Annotated in this window: 16 protein-coding genes and 1 tRNA gene; 13 read left to right on the top strand and 4 right to left on the bottom strand. The window is 56.1% G+C overall.

The features are described 5' to 3' along the window. Positions 1–127: 127 nt before the first annotated feature. From FNL37_RS10705 to FNL37_RS10695, 3 genes are read right to left on the bottom strand one after another with little or no spacing between them, the layout of a single operon-like run. Positions 128–1,594, bottom strand: a complete 1,467-nt coding sequence (locus FNL37_RS10705; protein WP_159356096.1) for a pyridoxal phosphate-dependent decarboxylase family protein — start codon at positions 1,592–1,594, stop codon at positions 128–130. After that, positions 1,594–2,217 carry a 2OG-Fe(II) oxygenase gene (locus FNL37_RS10700; protein ID WP_159356095.1) on the bottom strand — a complete coding sequence of 208 codons (624 nt, stop codon included), beginning with the start codon at positions 2,215–2,217 and terminating at the stop codon, positions 1,594–1,596. Before FNL37_RS10700 ends, FNL37_RS10705 begins: the two co-directional genes overlap by 1 nt. Before the next feature lie 57 nt (positions 2,218–2,274). Next, on the bottom strand, positions 2,275–2,661 hold the full coding sequence (locus FNL37_RS10695) for a hypothetical protein (RefSeq protein WP_159356094.1): 387 nt from the start codon (positions 2,659–2,661) through the stop codon (positions 2,275–2,277). A gap of 186 nt (positions 2,662–2,847) precedes the next feature. On the opposite strand from FNL37_RS10695, the gene FNL37_RS10690 reads away from it, so the two are divergent. Next, positions 2,848–2,924, top strand: a tRNA-Val gene (locus FNL37_RS10690). Between the two features lie 61 nt (positions 2,925–2,985). On the opposite strand, the gene FNL37_RS10685 is transcribed toward FNL37_RS10690, so the two are convergent. Then, the gene (locus FNL37_RS10685; RefSeq protein WP_159356093.1) at positions 2,986–3,597 is read right to left on the bottom strand and encodes a hypothetical protein; all 612 of its coding nucleotides are present in this window, start codon (positions 3,595–3,597) and stop codon (positions 2,986–2,988) included. A 178-nt stretch (positions 3,598–3,775) separates the two neighbouring features. Between FNL37_RS10685 and FNL37_RS10680 the strand changes: the two genes are divergently transcribed. From FNL37_RS10680 to ureC, 12 genes are all read left to right on the top strand, one after another. Then, positions 3,776–4,921 carry a porin gene (locus FNL37_RS10680; protein WP_159356092.1) on the top strand — a complete coding sequence of 382 codons (1,146 nt, stop codon included), beginning with the start codon at positions 3,776–3,778 and terminating at the stop codon, positions 4,919–4,921. 116 nt (positions 4,922–5,037) lie between these two features. After that, positions 5,038–6,261: a formamidase gene (gene fmdA, locus FNL37_RS10675; protein WP_015829545.1), complete on the top strand. Its 1,224-nt coding sequence runs from the start codon at positions 5,038–5,040 to the stop codon at positions 6,259–6,261. Positions 6,262–6,302: 41 nt separating this feature from the next. Further along, positions 6,303–6,650 carry an FmdB family zinc ribbon protein gene (locus tag FNL37_RS10670; RefSeq protein WP_159356091.1) on the top strand — a complete coding sequence of 116 codons (348 nt, stop codon included), beginning with the start codon at positions 6,303–6,305 and terminating at the stop codon, positions 6,648–6,650. Positions 6,651–6,730: 80 nt separating this feature from the next. Beyond that, entirely contained in the window at positions 6,731–7,981 is a 1,251-nt protein-coding gene (urtA, locus tag FNL37_RS10665) for an urea ABC transporter substrate-binding protein (RefSeq protein ID WP_013441529.1), read from the top strand. Positions 7,982–8,112: 131 nt separating this feature from the next. Then, positions 8,113–9,030 (top strand): urea ABC transporter permease subunit UrtB, encoded by a 918-nt coding sequence (gene urtB / locus FNL37_RS10660; RefSeq protein ID WP_013441530.1) that lies wholly within the window; start codon positions 8,113–8,115, stop codon positions 9,028–9,030. An 11-nt stretch (positions 9,031–9,041) separates the two neighbouring features. Continuing rightward, entirely contained in the window at positions 9,042–10,208 is a 1,167-nt protein-coding gene (gene urtC / locus FNL37_RS10655; protein ID WP_159356090.1) for an urea ABC transporter permease subunit UrtC, read from the top strand. After that, complete coding sequence (gene urtD / locus FNL37_RS10650) at positions 10,205–10,948, top strand: urea ABC transporter ATP-binding protein UrtD (RefSeq protein ID WP_013441532.1); 744 nt, start codon at positions 10,205–10,207, stop codon at positions 10,946–10,948. The genes urtC and urtD overlap by 4 nt, the downstream gene beginning before the upstream one ends. A 32-nt stretch (positions 10,949–10,980) precedes the next feature. Then, the gene (gene urtE, locus FNL37_RS10645) at positions 10,981–11,670 is read left to right on the top strand and encodes an urea ABC transporter ATP-binding subunit UrtE (protein ID WP_013441533.1); all 690 of its coding nucleotides are present in this window, start codon (positions 10,981–10,983) and stop codon (positions 11,668–11,670) included. Positions 11,671–11,766: 96 nt separating this feature from the next. After that, on the top strand, positions 11,767–12,636 hold the full coding sequence (locus FNL37_RS10640) for an urease accessory protein UreD (protein WP_159356089.1): 870 nt from the start codon (positions 11,767–11,769) through the stop codon (positions 12,634–12,636). 147 nt (positions 12,637–12,783) lie between these two features. Continuing rightward, entirely contained in the window at positions 12,784–13,086 is a 303-nt protein-coding gene (gene ureA, locus FNL37_RS10635; protein ID WP_013441535.1) for an urease subunit gamma, read from the top strand. 38 nt (positions 13,087–13,124) lie between these two features. Further along, a complete protein-coding gene (locus FNL37_RS10630; protein ID WP_015829548.1) occupies positions 13,125–13,433 on the top strand; it encodes an urease subunit beta in 309 nt (102 codons plus the stop codon). Next, positions 13,430–15,133: an urease subunit alpha gene (gene ureC, locus FNL37_RS10625; RefSeq protein WP_013441537.1), complete on the top strand. Its 1,704-nt coding sequence runs from the start codon at positions 13,430–13,432 to the stop codon at positions 15,131–15,133. The genes FNL37_RS10630 and ureC overlap by 4 nt, the downstream gene beginning before the upstream one ends. Positions 15,134–15,145 lie beyond the last annotated feature (12 nt).

Below are 15,145 nucleotides of genomic sequence, written 5' to 3'. Positions count from 1 at the left end.
TCGGGCATGCTCCCATCGGGGCCTCATCCCCACGCAACCCTTGCGGATATGAATGGGCGGGCGATTCCGACAATACAGGTTCGATAATATAGAGCCGATCAAACAGAAATACGCATATCCCAGTCCGTCAGGCCAGGGCTTGCTGGGCCAGCTGATTCAGCGCCAGCAACAGCTCATCCATATCTTCTGTTTGTGTGTAGGGGTTCATCAGCGTGGTGCGTAGCCAGACGCGGCCTTCCAGCGTGACGCGCGTTAAATGAAAGCGGCCGCTCTGCACCAGTTGCTCGCGCAGGCGGCTCTGATGCGCATCCAGCGCGGGGCCTTCCAGTGCAGTTGGCCGATGGCGGAAACACACGATATTGGTTTGCGGCTGCATGAGCAGCTCAAAGTCTGGATGTGCATCCAGCTTTTGAGCCAGCAGGCGCGCCTTGGCAAAGGTGCTGTCCAGCAGTTGCGCCATACCGCGCACGCCATACAGTGAAAACGCCACCCACAGCTTCAGCCCCATCATGCGCTTGGTGCATTCCAGCGTGCGATAGCTGACGTTATACATTTCCTCAATGTGCTCGCCGCCCTGAAAAAGGTAGGACGCATCCTGGCTGAATGCTTCAAAGCTGCTGGCCGTGTTGCGAAACAGCACGGCGGAAACAGCGGCGGGCATGTACAGCAATTTGTGACCATCCCACACCACGGAGTCGGCGAGGGCAATGCCTTGCAGCGCAGGGCGATGCTGCTCGGAAAGCAAGGCTGAGGCGCCATGCGCGCCATCTACATGCAGCCACAATCCATGGTCCTGGCAGTAGCGGCCTATCTCCAGCAACGGGTCTATGCTGCCCGTGGGGGTGCAGCCTGCGGTAGCCACCACGGCCATCACCGTGGTGTCATTCGCCAGGACTTCGGCATGCGCAACAGCCAGCGCGTTGACCAGCATGCGGCCTTCGGTATCGGTAGGAATACTAACGACGGCATCGGTACCCAGCCCCATGATGCCCGCCGCGCGACTGATGGAGTAATGCGCATGCTTGGACACCAGAATGCGCAACGGTTTGACGTCGGCCACGCCATGCTTCCATACATCGGCCGCATGTTGGCGCGCAGCGAGCAGGGCGGTGAGATTGGCTTGCGCGCCGCCCGAGGTCAGTATGCCACCTGCATCCTGCCAGCCGATCAGCTCGCCCAGCCAGCGCAGGACTTGCCGCTCCAGCATGGTGGCACTGGGGCCGGTTTCATAGACGGCCATGGCCTGGTTGGTGAGGGCGGCGACCAGATCGCAAAGGGCGGCCACGGGCAATGGCGTGGCGACCTGATGTCCCATGTTGTGCGGATGATGAATCGCCAAACTGGTCGGGAGGATGTCATTTTTCAGGCGTGCGAGTAATCCGTCAGCATCAAGCACAGGCTCTTGTGGCAAGGGCATTTGCCATTCTGCGTCCGCTTTCTCGGGGGCTTGCCAATGCATCACCGGGTCTTGCCCTGCCAGATTGCCAGCCAAGTAATCTGCCAGTAAATCGATCAGCTTATGCCCTAGCTCACGGAAGGTCTCCGGGGCAAACATGGCGGCGATGTCCGCCGAAGGGGTTGGTGGTGTGTTCATCAAATGGCAGTGCTGCGTGTTCTGAACCAGCCAGTCAGGCTGATGCGTTCGCGGCGTGAAGGCATGACTTCATGCATAAAGCGGCCAGAGAGAAAGGTGACCAGCGTACCGCCGGTCGGGCTGATGTCCATATAGGGTTCGCTGGCGTTGCCATTCAGGTAGATGCGCAAGGTGCCGCCGTCTTCCGGCTGCCAGTCTTCATTCAGGTACAGGATGCAGCTTACCTGACGCTCAGCACGCCCCTGAAACTGATCCAGATGTTTGCGATAAACGGCCCCGGGCGGATAAACGGCCAGATGCGTTTCCAGCTCAAACAATCCCATGAACAGGGCCTGGTTGAAGTCCTGCTGCAACTGCCGCATGGCGGCCAGATAATTCTGCTGTGCCGGGCTGGCGAGCTCATCCTCAAGCCAGTGAATGAAGTCACCCCGCAGCCCTACATTGTCTGCCGACCGGCGACTGGAAAGTCCCGTGGTCGCCGCCTGCAGTGCGCCTTGCGCATGCAGGGCCTTTGCCTCATCTGCCAACGTCTTGATCAGGGCCGGTGGCAAAAAGTCAGGAGTAATGGCATAGCCATCATTGGCAATGGCATCCACCAGTAAATCATTGGAACGTGAATTCATGTGAGGGCAGAACCCGGACTAAGAGCAGTCGCCCATTATAGCCCGCACAGGCCGGGCTTATGCAGCGGGCAGATGATACAAGGCGTATGCCAGGCCTCCTGCAAGCAATACCCCCAGCCAACCCAGCAAACGCAAACGCCGCCGCAGGGATTCCATCTGCGCCACCATCCCGGCATTCTGCTCGGCCAGCCGCTTGATCAGCTGACCCGACTCCTCCAGCTCATCATGCAAGCGCGCCAGTGCCTGACGCTGCTCACGCACGGCCTGCGCCAGGGCTTCCGGTTCGGGCGGAAGTACCGTAATCCCGGTTCCATACGTGTCGGTTTCCGCCTGGCCTTCGGCTCTCAGGCGCTGATACAGCCTTTTTGCGCCATCCAGCACTTGGGGGGCGTGATCAATCACTTGCCCCCACGGGATCAATTTGAATAATGTAGACCAGAGCATGATCTTCCTTTGAATAATGACCCTTGAATAACCGCTTACCTGATCAAAAGACCGCCAGCGGCTGAAATCATTCCCTCCCGCATGAAGATCAAGCGTCATCTGGCGTGCGTTACGGTGATTGTTCCACGCCGGGAGTTCGGCTATAATGCGTGCCTCTTGAAGCTTGAGGCATCAATTCAAGCCTGCAGTCGCGTAGCTCAGCTGGTTAGAGCACCACCTTGACATGGTGGGGGTCGATGGTTCGAGTCCATTCGCGACTACCAAACAAATAAAAAAAGCCGCTCATTTGAGCGGCTTTTTTTATTGTCAGATTCAGTTCAAAGATTACTTGGATGCCAATCCATACCAGCCGCTCTTGCGCATGCAAATAAGCAAGCCGCGAGTGGTGTATTGCGTGACCGGGTCCGGACGATGCTCTTCGCCGAGTTCAGCAACGCACTGGTTGGTGGCGTCTGCCAGCTCAGTACGTCCTGCTCCGCGCTTCCACCATGACGTAACCTTGAATTTGTCTGTCATGCTTTTGACGGGCGCGGCTGGCGCGCCATCTGGCGCTTTGCTGGCAGTTGAAGCCGGTGTGCCGGACTCTACCATGGTGGCTGCGGCGGCTGCCGCCACATCACCCTGGCTGCTACTACTGCGGTTATCTTCATTTGGCATCAGTATCGCTACCGGGTCCATATCGCTCAAGTCATGTACGAACCAGCCTTGATCTTCCAGGCATTTTTTCACGGCGGCGTCGCTCATGCCGTTGGCTTTGCAGGCGTCTCGGGACTTTTCAAGATCAGCGGCAGTCGCCCCGCGCTTATAAGAAAACTCGCCGCAAGCACTTAACAGCAGGCAGGCCAGCAAAGGCACTAGTAGCACTTTTTTCATCGGGATGTCCTCGCCTTTATTCACGTCATCAAATTCCTTGTAGGACAAATGCTCACACAGCATACCGCTCTCGTCTGTAAAAACAACTACGCAATATGACGTATTTAAGCCCCCCTTCGCACTCGCTAATCTAGCACCACGTTGCACGTCAGTCGGCTGTTGCGATGGATGACGTGAAACCCGTTTCAGGGTGCAGGTTTTTTTACAGTGTGCGGCTCATCAACATAAAGGGGATTACGCGATGAAATTCAAGCTTAACAAGTGTTTGCTGGCAGTGGCTGCGACCATGACGATGGCTGTTCCTGCCATGCAGGCGCAAGCAGGTGGCACCATCAATTTCGGTGATGATAAGTCCATTACCGTCGGTCTGGGCATGCGGACCAGTTTTACCAGCCAGGAAGATGCAGCGCCTAATACCACTTCACGCAGCAAAGATTTCAACCTGGACAGCATTCGTCTGTATACCAGCGCTTCGCTGAACAAGTACATCAAAGGTACTTTCAACACGGAAAAGAACGCCGATGACACGGTCAAGATGATCGATGCCATTGCCCAGTTCGAATTCATGCCTGAATTCAACCTGTGGGCAGGTCAGATGCTGCCACCAAGCGACCGCGCCAATCTGGATGGTCCATACTACCTGACTGCCTGGAGCTATCCAGGCGTGGTTTCGCAATACCAGAACAAGAACACCGGCCGTGACGTGGGTGTGACCGCCTGGGGTAAGTTGCTGGACAAACACCTTGTTTACTCGGTGGGTGCCTATGAAGGTAATCACGCGTCCAATCTGGCAGGCACAGGCACTACTGATCCTAATCGTAGCGATGCGCTGATGTATGCCGGTCGTGTGCAATATGATTTCTGGGAAGCTGGCCTCGATCCCGCTTACTACACCAGCAGCACCTATTACGGCAAGGATGTCCTTTCTGTCGCCCTGGTTGGCATGTATCAGAAAGATGCCGTCGGTTCTGCCACCACCAAAGACGATTACCTCGCTTACAACATTGATGCTGTCCTGGAAAAGGTGATGAGCGCTGGGGTGCTCAATCTGGAAGGTGCTGCCTACCGCTATGACTTCAGCAACGATGCTGTTATTGCAGGTGCCGGTAGTGGTACTTCCCCGGTAAAGGCAGGTAAGGCTTATCTGGGCCTGGCTGCCTGGATGTTCCCTGACGTTGTGGGCTGGGGCAAGTTCCAGCCGTATGTTCGCTATCAGAAGTTCAATGGTGACGGCTCTGCCAGCCTGGATGTTAAGGAATATGACGTGGGTCTGAACTACATCATTGATGCTCACAACGCTCGCCTGAGCGCCGTGTACACCAAAAATGACACGGAAACTCAAGAAAAATACAACAAGTTCACTGTCGGTCTGCAATTGCAATTCTAGGCAGTTTAAAGGGGATGCGCACCGGGAAGCCGGTGCGCAACGGACCGATGCGAGTGCTGCTCTGATCGTACCGGGAAGAGCCCCCGCAGGGGCATTAATAAAACATGAGGATAGCTATGAAAACCCTTGTAAAACTCGATCTTGATAAAAAGCCATGGGAACAGGACGGCCAGATTCACAATCGCTGGCATCCCGATCTGCCGATGATTGCCATGGTGAAGCCTGGTGATGAATTCCGGGTGGAGTGCATGGATTGGACTGGCGGTCAGATCAAGAACGACGACAGTGCAAACGACATTCGTGATGTGGATCTGTTGCAAGTGCATTACCTGAGTGGCCCGATTGGCGTCGAAGGTGCCGAGCCGGGTGATTTGATGGTGGTGGAGATTCTGGATGTAGGCACGCTGGAAGATTCGCAGTGGGGTTTCAATGGTTTGTTTGCCAAGGAAAATGGCGGTGGTTTCCTGACCGATCATTATCCTGAAGCACGCAAGTCGATCTGGGACTTCCACGGCATTTACACCACATCGCGCCATGTGCCCAACGTCAAGTTCGCCGGCATCATGCACCCTGGTCTGATCGGTTGCCTGCCATCCCGCGAGTTGCTGGATACCTGGAACAAGCGCGAAGGCGAGCTGATTGCGACTGATCCTGAGCGCGTGCCACCACTGGGCCTGCCACCAAATGCGCAAGCCGCCGTGATGGGCAAGATGACCGGTGAAGCTGCCAAGGCGGCTGCGATGGAAGGTGCGCGTACCGTGCCGCCACGCGACCACGGCGGTAACTGTGACATCAAGAACCTGACCAAGGGTTCCAAGGTGTTTTTCCCGGTCTACGTCAAGGATGGCGGTCTCTCCATGGGCGACCTGCACTTCTCGCAGGGCGACGGTGAAATCACTTTCTGCGGCGCGATTGAAATGGCCGGTTACCTCGATATCAAGGTCAGCCTGATCAAGGATGGCGTCAAGAAATACGGCATCAAGAATCCGGTGTTCCAGCCTAGCCCATTGACCCCCAACTATCGTGATTACCTGATTTTTGAAGGTATTTCGGTGGATGAGCAGGGCAAGCAGCATTACCTGGATGTGCATGTGGCTTACCGTCAGGCCTGTCTCAATGCCATCGAGTACCTCAAGAAGTTTGGTTACAGCGGTGCGCAAGCCTTGTCGATTCTGGGCACAGCGCCGGTAGAAGGCCATATCAGTGGCGTGGTGGATATCCCGAATGCGTGCGCCACCTTGTGGTTGCCGACCGAGATCTTTGACTTCGACCTGAAGCCCAATGCCGATGGACCGAAAATCATGGTCGCCAGCGGTCCTGACCTGGCCAAAGCCAGCTGATCAGAACGTCGTCGACTAGCGTAAATAAAGGGGAAGCCGGTATGCCTGTATATGAGTATCACTGTGAAAGTTGTGGCGTGTTTTCTGCACTGCGCAAGATGTCCGAATCCAGCCAGCCAGCCGTCTGCGAAAGCTGTGGCGGCATGGGCGAGCGGATTCTGTCAGTACCCAACCTGGCCATTCTTGGCAAGGCACAGCGCAGCGCACACGAGCGCAATGAAAAGTCCGCACACGAGCCAGGCGTACGCCGTCGCTCCAGTTGCGGGTGCACGGGTTCTCATACCTGCAAGCCATCCGGCGGCGCCACCAAAGAGAAATCAGCAGGTGGTAACAACGGTTTGCAGATGCAAACCAAAAAAACGGCAAGGCCGTGGATGCTGGGGCACTAGCCCCTTTATCCCCGCCTTTGCTGCAAGCAGTTTTTCGTAGGGCAGATAAGGTTAGCTTCACTTTCAACTAGGAGAAATTTATGAGTACCAATGATAGACGTCGATTCATGACTAAAGTGGGCGCCCTGACCGGCGCACTGCTGGCGGTCAGCATGGTTTCCGGCATGGGCAGCGCTTTTGCCGAGGACTTTCCTACTGCCAAGGTGAACACCACCAAGCTGGCCGTGACCGACAAGACCGTCAAGGTCGGTATTCTGCACTCGGCTACCGGCACCATGGCCATCAGTGAAACAGGTTCCATCCAGGCTGAAAAGCTGGCGATTGCCCAGATCAATGAAATGGGTGGTGTACTCGGTCGCAAGATTGAAATCATTCAGGAAGACGGCGCCAGCGACTGGCCGACCTTTGCTGAAAAATCCAAGAAACTGCTGGAAAACGACAAGGTAGCCGCCGTATTCGGTTGCTGGACTTCCGCCTCCCGCAAGGCCGCCTTGCCTGTGTTTGAAAAAGACAACGGTCTCTTGTTCTACCCCACCTTCTACGAAGGCCTGGAGCAATCCAAGAACGTGTTCTACACCGGTCAGGAAGCGACTCAACAGATTCTTGCTGGTCTGGACTGGATCGCCAAGGAAAAGAAGGCAAAAACCTTCTACCTGATTGGCTCTGACTACATCTGGCCACGTACTTCCATGAAGATTGCCCGCAAGCACATTGAGCAGCATCTGGGTGGCAAGGTGGTAGGTGAAGAGTACATCGCGCTGGGCGATACGCAGTTTGGTTCCGTGATCAACAAGATCAAGCTGAAGAAGCCTGATGTGATCTACGCAGCGGTTGTAGGTGGCAGTAACGTGGCCTGGTTCAAGCAATTGAACGCTGCTGGTCTTAACTCCAGCAAGCAAACCATGCTGACTATCTCGGTAACCGAAGATGAAGTACTGGGTATCGGTGGTGAAAACCTGGCTGGCTTCTACTCTGCCATGAAGTACTTCCAAACCTTGAAGAACCCGAACAACGAAAAATTCGTGGCTGACTTCAAGAAAATGTGGGGCCCGAAAGCCGTTATCGGTGACGTGACCCAGGCTGCTTACCTCGGCCCATGGCTGTGGAAGGCTGCAGTTGAACGTGCTGGCAGCTTCGACGTGGACAAGGCAGTGGTTGCATTGCCAGGCTACGAGCTGAAGACAGCGCCAGAAGGCTACGTCAAGGTTGATCCTAACCATCACCTCTGGAGCAAGCTGCGCATCGGTAAATGGCGCGCTGATGGCCAAGCTGATGTGGTGTACGAATCTGAGCTGATCAAACCTGATCCGTTCCCAAAGGGTTACCAATAAGCATCACGTAAACCATACGGCCCTTAGGGGCCGTATTGGTGAGCGGTAACAAAAACAGTTCAAGCAATGGGAAGTTTTGTGAAATTGTGCAGTGAATTTTTCAGGCAAGTCATACAAGTGGAGGCCTAATCATGTTCGGATATTCAATGGCGGAAATAGGAAACATCATGGTGATGCAGGGCTTCGCCGGCCTCAGCATGTTCAGCGTCCTGTTACTGATGGCGCTAGGTCTCGCGATCATTTTCGGGCAAATGGGGGTGATCAACATGGCGCATGGCGAGTTCATGACCATAGGCGCATATACCACCGTGATGCTCTCAAAACTGGCCGTCGCCTACGGCTTTGTTAATTACTACTTTATCTTCGCCATTATCGTGGCCTTTGTGCTGGCTTTCGCCATCGGCTACCTGGTTGAGTTCACTTTGATCCGGCATCTCTACAAGCGACCGCTGGATACCTTGCTGGCGACCTGGGGCTTAAGCCTGGTCATGCAGCAGATTTTCCGTTCCAGCTTCGGTGCCAAGGAAGTGAGCGCTGAATTGCCAGAATGGCTGCTGGGTTCTTTCCAGCCTACACCTGATATTGATATCCCGATTAACGGCGTATTCGTGATGGGCCTTGCTGCCGTCGTCACCTTCGGTGTGTTCCTCTTCATGTTCCGCTCGCAATGGGGCCTGCGTGTCCGCGCTACCGTGCAAAACCGTGTCATGGCAGGGGCTGTTGGCATCAATACCAAAAAGGTGGACCGCGTAACGTTCGCACTGGGCTGTGGCATTGCCGGGGTTGCCGGTGCTGCATTTACCACCATTGCCTCCACCGGTCCTACCACCGGTACGCTCTACATCGTCGACAGCTTCATGGTCGTCGTGTTTGGCGGTGCGGCAAGTCTGTTCGGTACCATTGCTTCTGCCTTCGGCATAGCCCAGGCGCAATCGATACTGCAGTTTTTCATGACCAGTTCCATGGGTAAGGTGGCCACCCTGCTCACCATCGTCGGCATTCTGATGATGCGTCCTGAAGGTCTGTTCGCTTCCAAAGTACGTAAGTAAAGGAAACATTCATGAAAATACTCTCCGATAAATTATTGGGCGGCAAGCAGGGGGTCTTGGGCCTTGCCCTGCTGGCGCTGCTGATCCTGGTTATCCTGCCGCTGGGCCTGGATATCTTCCGGCTCAACCTGGTGGGCAAATACCTCACTTACGCCTTTGTGGCACTGAGCCTGGTGCTGCTGTGGGGCAATGGCGGCATCCTTAGTCTGGGGCAGGGCATGTTCTTCGGCCTGGGCGGTTACTGCATGGCGATGTTCCTGAAACTGGAAGCTTCTGACCCGATCAGTACCAAGATCCAGACCACGCCAGGCATTCCTGACTTCATGGACTGGAACCAGCTGACGGCCTTGCCATGGTTCTGGGAGCCGTTCAAGAGCTTGCCATTCACCATCCTGGCAATCCTGATCGTGCCCACCATCTTTGCCTACATCATCGGCTTTGCCATGTTCAAGCGTCGTGTGGGTGGTGTGTACTTCGCCATCATCACGCAGGCGATTGCGCTGATCCTGAGCATCCTGATTGTGGGTCAGCAAGGCTATACCGGTGGTGTGAACGGCATTACCGACCTAAAGACCATGCTGGGCTGGGATATCCGTACCGATAGCGCAAAGTACATTCTTTACTATGTGAATGCGATTCTGCTGTTCGGCTGCATCTTCCTGTCGCGTTACATCCTGACCAGCAAATTCGGCATGCTGCTGCTGGCGATGCGGGACAAGGAAGAGCGCGTGCGCTTCTCTGGTTACGATGTGTCTGACTTCAAAATCTTCACCTTCTGCGTGGCAGCGATGATCTCCGCCATCGGCGGCGCCATGTTCACCCTGCAAGTGGGCTTCATGTCACCTTCGTTTGTCGGCATCGTACCGTCGATTGAAATGGTGATCTTCGCTGCTGTGGGTGGGCGCATGTCGCTGATAGGCGCGGTATACGGCACCTTGCTGGTCAACTACGGCAAGACCGTGTTCTCGGAAACCTACCCTGAACTGTGGCTGTTCCTGATGGGTGGCCTGTTCATCGCCGTGGTGATGTTCTTCCCGGATGGCCTGGCTGGCATTTACCAGAAACATGCCCGCAAGATTCCTTTCCTCAAGCGCTGGGTGGCGGAGGAAAAACAAAAGCAGACTGACGCCCATGCCAGTCATGGCAAGGTAGGCACCAAACTGGGAGCAGAAGCATGAGTAATACTGACTTTATCCTGGCAATTGAAGACCTGACCGTATCGTTTGACGGTTTCAAGGCGGTGGACAAGCTGAACCTGTACGTCGACAAGAACGAGCTGCGCGTGGTGATCGGCCCTAACGGCGCCGGCAAGACCACCGTGCTCGATCTGATCTGCGGCAAAACCAAATCCACCTCGGGCTCGATCAAGTTCAAGAACAAGGAGTTGACCAAGCTGGCCGAGCATGAAATTGTGCGCGCCGGGGTGGGGCGCAAGTTCCAGACGCCTTCCATCTACGAAAACCTGACGGTGTACCAGAATCTGGAAGTGTCGTATCCACGTGGCCGCAGCGTCTGGGGCAGCCTGCTGTTCAAGCGCTCTGACGATGTAATGACACGGGTGTACAAGGTGGCGGAAGAAATCCTGCTGAAAGACCTGCTGGATATGGAAGCCGCCTTGCTGAGCCACGGCCAGAAGCAATGGCTGGAGATCGGCATGCTGTTGATGCAGGAGCCTGAACTCTTGATGCTGGACGAGCCAGTGGCGGGCATGAGCGCCAAGGAGCGCGACCAGACGGCCGACTTGTTGAATCGTATCTGCCAGAACCGTTCGGTGATCGTGATTGAGCACGATATGGAATTCGTGAAGAAGATCGCGCACAAGGTGACTGTGTTGCATCAGGGCAAGATTCTGGCCGAAGGCAGCATGGACAAGGTGCAGGCCGATGAAAAGGTCATTGAAGTGTATTTGGGCCACTAGCAGTTGAGCCATTACGTCACGGGAGACAGACGATGTTTGAAATTCAAGACCTGAATGTGAGTTATGGCCAGAGCCAGGTAATCCATGGCCTCAGCTTCAAGGCTGAGCGCAACGAAACCCTGGCCATCATGGGCCGCAATGGCATGGGCAAGACCACGCTGTTCAAATCGCTGATGGGCATACTGCCCAGCAAGGCCGCCAAGGCAACGGTGGATGGGGTAGACCTCAATGGCAATGAAAGCCACGAGCGCGTGGCCAAGGGCCTGGCATATGTGCCACAGGGCCGGATGATATTCCCCACCATGACGGTGCAGGAAAACATCATGACCGGCATGGAGAAATCCAAAACGCGGGAAATTCCTGAGGATATCTATGCCTTGTTCCCAGTGCTGTTCGAGATGCGTAACCGCAAGGGCGGCAATCTCTCCGGTGGTCAGCAGCAGCAGCTGGCGATTGCCCGCGCACTGGTGACCAATCCCAAGGTATTGCTGCTGGATGAGCCCACCGAAGGCATACAGCCTTCCATCATCAAGGACATTGCCAAGGTGCTGAATGAAATCCGCAAAATGCGCGAGATCACCATCATCGTGTCCGAGCAGGTGCTCAGCTTTACCATGGAAATTGCCGATCGCATCATCGTGATCGACAAGGGTAAATTCATCCACGAAAACAAGCGTGAAGAAGTGGATGCGGCCAAGATCAAGAGTTACCTCTCGGTGTGAGCGACCGGGAGTTTCCCCCGACTGGCAGGCCCTTTCAGACTGCCAGTCGGCCCTTTTCGCAGTCCGTTTTTCCATTTTTTTATGTCATGATGCGGTATGAACCAGATTTCCCATAAGGCGCTTACCGCATTATCCGGCGCATATGCCGCAGGCTGGCAAGCCAGGCTGGAGCTGGAGTTTGCCGTCAGTCACCAGCGCAGCACGCTGGTTCGCCGCGCCCATCAGGGGCCGCTGGTCATACAGAAAAGCCTGCATCCGGAAGGACCTGAAGTCTGCCACGGCATTATCGTGCATCCGCCCGGTGGTGTTGCCGGTGGTGATCAGCTGACACTGCAAGCCACGCTGGGGCCGCAATCGCAGGCCTTGCTGACGACACCCGGGGCGGGCAAGTGGTATAAATCCGGTGGTCGTCGCGCCAGTCAGGCACTGCAGTTTCATCTGGCTGACCAGGCGCAACTGGAATGGCTGCCGCAGGAAAATATATTGTTTGATGGTGCTGATGTGCACTTCGAAGCCGACATTGACCTGACCGGCCAGGCTGTTTTTGCCGGATGGGATATTCAGTGCTTTGGCCGTCAGGCGCGTGGCGAGCAATGGCAGCACGGTGGTGTGCGCCAGCGCTTTACCATCCGTCGTGATGGGCGCTATATCTGGCTGGAGCGTGGTCACTGGCATCCAGAATCCCTGGTCATGCGTTCGCCCGTCGGTCTGCATCACGCGCTGGTCCATGGCAGTTTTGTGGTCGCCGCGGGCAGTGCGCCCAAGGATATTCTGGCGGATTGTCAGGCATTGACGGTGGCATCCGCCGCGCGCGTCGGCGTGACTGCTTTGCCGGAGATCGTTGTGGCCCGCTACCTGGGGGATTCTGCCCCGGAAGCCCGGCAGTATTTTGAGACCCTATGGCAGCGCTTGCGCCCCTGGTACGGTGCGCGTCTGGCTGTGCGGCCGCGTATCTGGAACACCTGACAGGTCAGGGTACCTCGGCGGGGTAAGCAGCCGGACGGTGTTCCTGTGTCTGCGTGGCTTGGCGATCATGGCGGTGAAGTGGTAGAAAACGGCTTGCTATAACAGGATGAGTTGGCGAAATGCCAAGAGGATGAAACGAGGCAAACGATGGAATTAAGCCCAAGAGAAAAAGACAAATTGCTGATTTTTACAGCCGCGCTGCTGGCTGAGCGTCGCAAGGCACGCGGGCTCAAGCTGAATTACCCGGAATCGGTGGCGTTTATTTCAGCCGCCATCATGGAAGGCGCACGCGACGGCAAGACCGTGGCCGAGCTGATGGGTTATGGCGCCACGCTGCTGACGCGTGACGATGTGATGGAGGGCGTGCCGGAGATGATTCCTGAAATACAGATTGAAGCGACATTCCCCGATGGCACCAAGCTGGTCACCGTCCATCACCCCATACCCTGATTGTCTGTCACGCAAAAGTTAACGAAAAGAGACATGTCATGATTCCTGGCGAAATGCAGGTAGAAGCAGGCGAGATACTCCTTAACGATGGCCGTGCCACGGTGACGCTGGCTGTTGCCAACACTGGCGACCGGCCGATACAGGTAGGCTCGCATTACCATTTTTACGAGACCAACGAAGCCTTGAGTTTTGACCGTCAGCTTGCCTATGGCTTCCGGCTGGATATCGCCGCGGGCACTGCAGTCCGTTTTGAGCCGGGGCAGACACGCACCGTGCAACTGGTAGCACTGGCGGGTGACCGGCAGGTGTATGGATTTGCCGGCAAGGTTATGGGAGCACTGAAATGAGCGTCAAGATTACACGGCAAGCCTATGCTGAAATGTTTGGCCCTACGGTGGGCGACCGCCTGCGACTGGCCGATACCGATCTCTGGATCGAGGTGGAAAAAGACTACACGCTGTATGGCGAAGAGGTGAAGTTCGGTGGTGGCAAGGTGATACGCGATGGCATGGGCCAGGGCCAGCGTGTCGCGGCCGAGGTAGCCGACACGGTGATCACCAATGCCCTGATTGTGGACTACACCGGCATCATCAAGGCCGATATTGCGATCAAGGCAGGCCGTATCGCCGCGATTGGCAAGGCGGGTAATCCCGATATTCAGCCTGGTGTCACCATTGCCATTGGCGCCGCCACTGAAGTCATTGCCGGCGAAGGCATGATCGTGACCGCTGGCGGCATTGATACCCATATCCATTTCATCTGTCCGCAACAGATTGAAGAAGCGCTGATGTCGGGCGTCACCACCATGATAGGCGGCGGCACCGGCCCGGCAACGGGTACCTTTGCTACTACCTGTACCCCGGGCCCCTGGCATATTCATCGCATGTTGCAGGCGGCAGATGCCTTCCCCATGAACCTGGGTTTTCTGGGCAAGGGCAATGTCAGCGTGCCGCAGCCGCTGGTGGAGCAGGTGGAAGCCGGCGCCATCGGTCTCAAGCTGCACGAAGACTGGGGCACCACGCCCGCCGCCATTGATAATTGCCTGAGCGTGGCGGAGGACATGGATGTGCAGGTGGCCATCCACTCCGATACCCTCAATGAATCCGGCTTTGTCGAAACCACGATTGCTGCCTTCAAGGATCGCACCATCCATACCTTCCATACCGAAGGCGCGGGTGGCGGTCATGCGCCGGACATCATCAAGGCGGCAGGCTTTGCCAATGTGCTGCCATCTTCCACCAATCCGACCCGGCCCTACACCGTCAATACCATCGATGAGCATCTGGATATGTTGATGGTGTGCCATCACCTTGATCCCGCCATTGCGGAAGACATCGCGTTTGCCGAAAGCCGCATCCGCCGCGAGACCATTGCCGCAGAAGATATCCTGCATGACCTGGGTGCTTTTTCCATGATGTCGTCCGATTCGCAGGCCATGGGCCGCGTGGGCGAAGTCATCATTCGGACCTGGCAGACCGCGCACAAAATGAAAGTGCAGCGCGGCGCCCTCGCCGAAGATACCGCGCGTAACGATAATTTCCGCGTGAAACGCTATATCGCCAAATACACCATCAACCCCGCACTGACGCACGGGATAGCGCACGAAGTGGGCTCCATCGAAGTCGGCAAGCTGGCAGACCTGGTGCTATGGCGCCCGGCATTTTTTGGCGTAAAACCCTCTACTATCCTCAAGGGGGGCATGATCGCCGCGGCGGCCATGGGCGATCCCAATGCGTCCATTCCCACGCCGCAGCCTGTGCACTATCGCCCCATGTTCGGCGCCTACGGCGGCGGGCTTAAAACGTCGGTGACCTTTGTTTCGCAAGCTGCGCTGCATAATCCGCAGCTGGCGGCACTGGGCTTGCAAAAGCCGCTGGTGGCCGTGCGCGGCACGCGCGATGTCAAGAAAAAAGACATGATCCACAACGGCTGGATGCCAACGATCGATGTGGATACCGAAACTTACGCCGTGCGCGCCGATGGCATGCTGCTGGTGTGCGAGCCCGCCACCGTCCTGCCCATGGCGCAACGCTATTTTCTGTTTTAATGGCATGTATTG

This window comes from Methylovorus glucosotrophus (genome assembly GCF_009858335.1).
GTDB lineage: Bacteria > Pseudomonadota > Gammaproteobacteria > Burkholderiales > Methylophilaceae > Methylovorus > Methylovorus glucosotrophus.
This window is presented reverse-complemented; position numbering and strand designations above follow the sequence as displayed.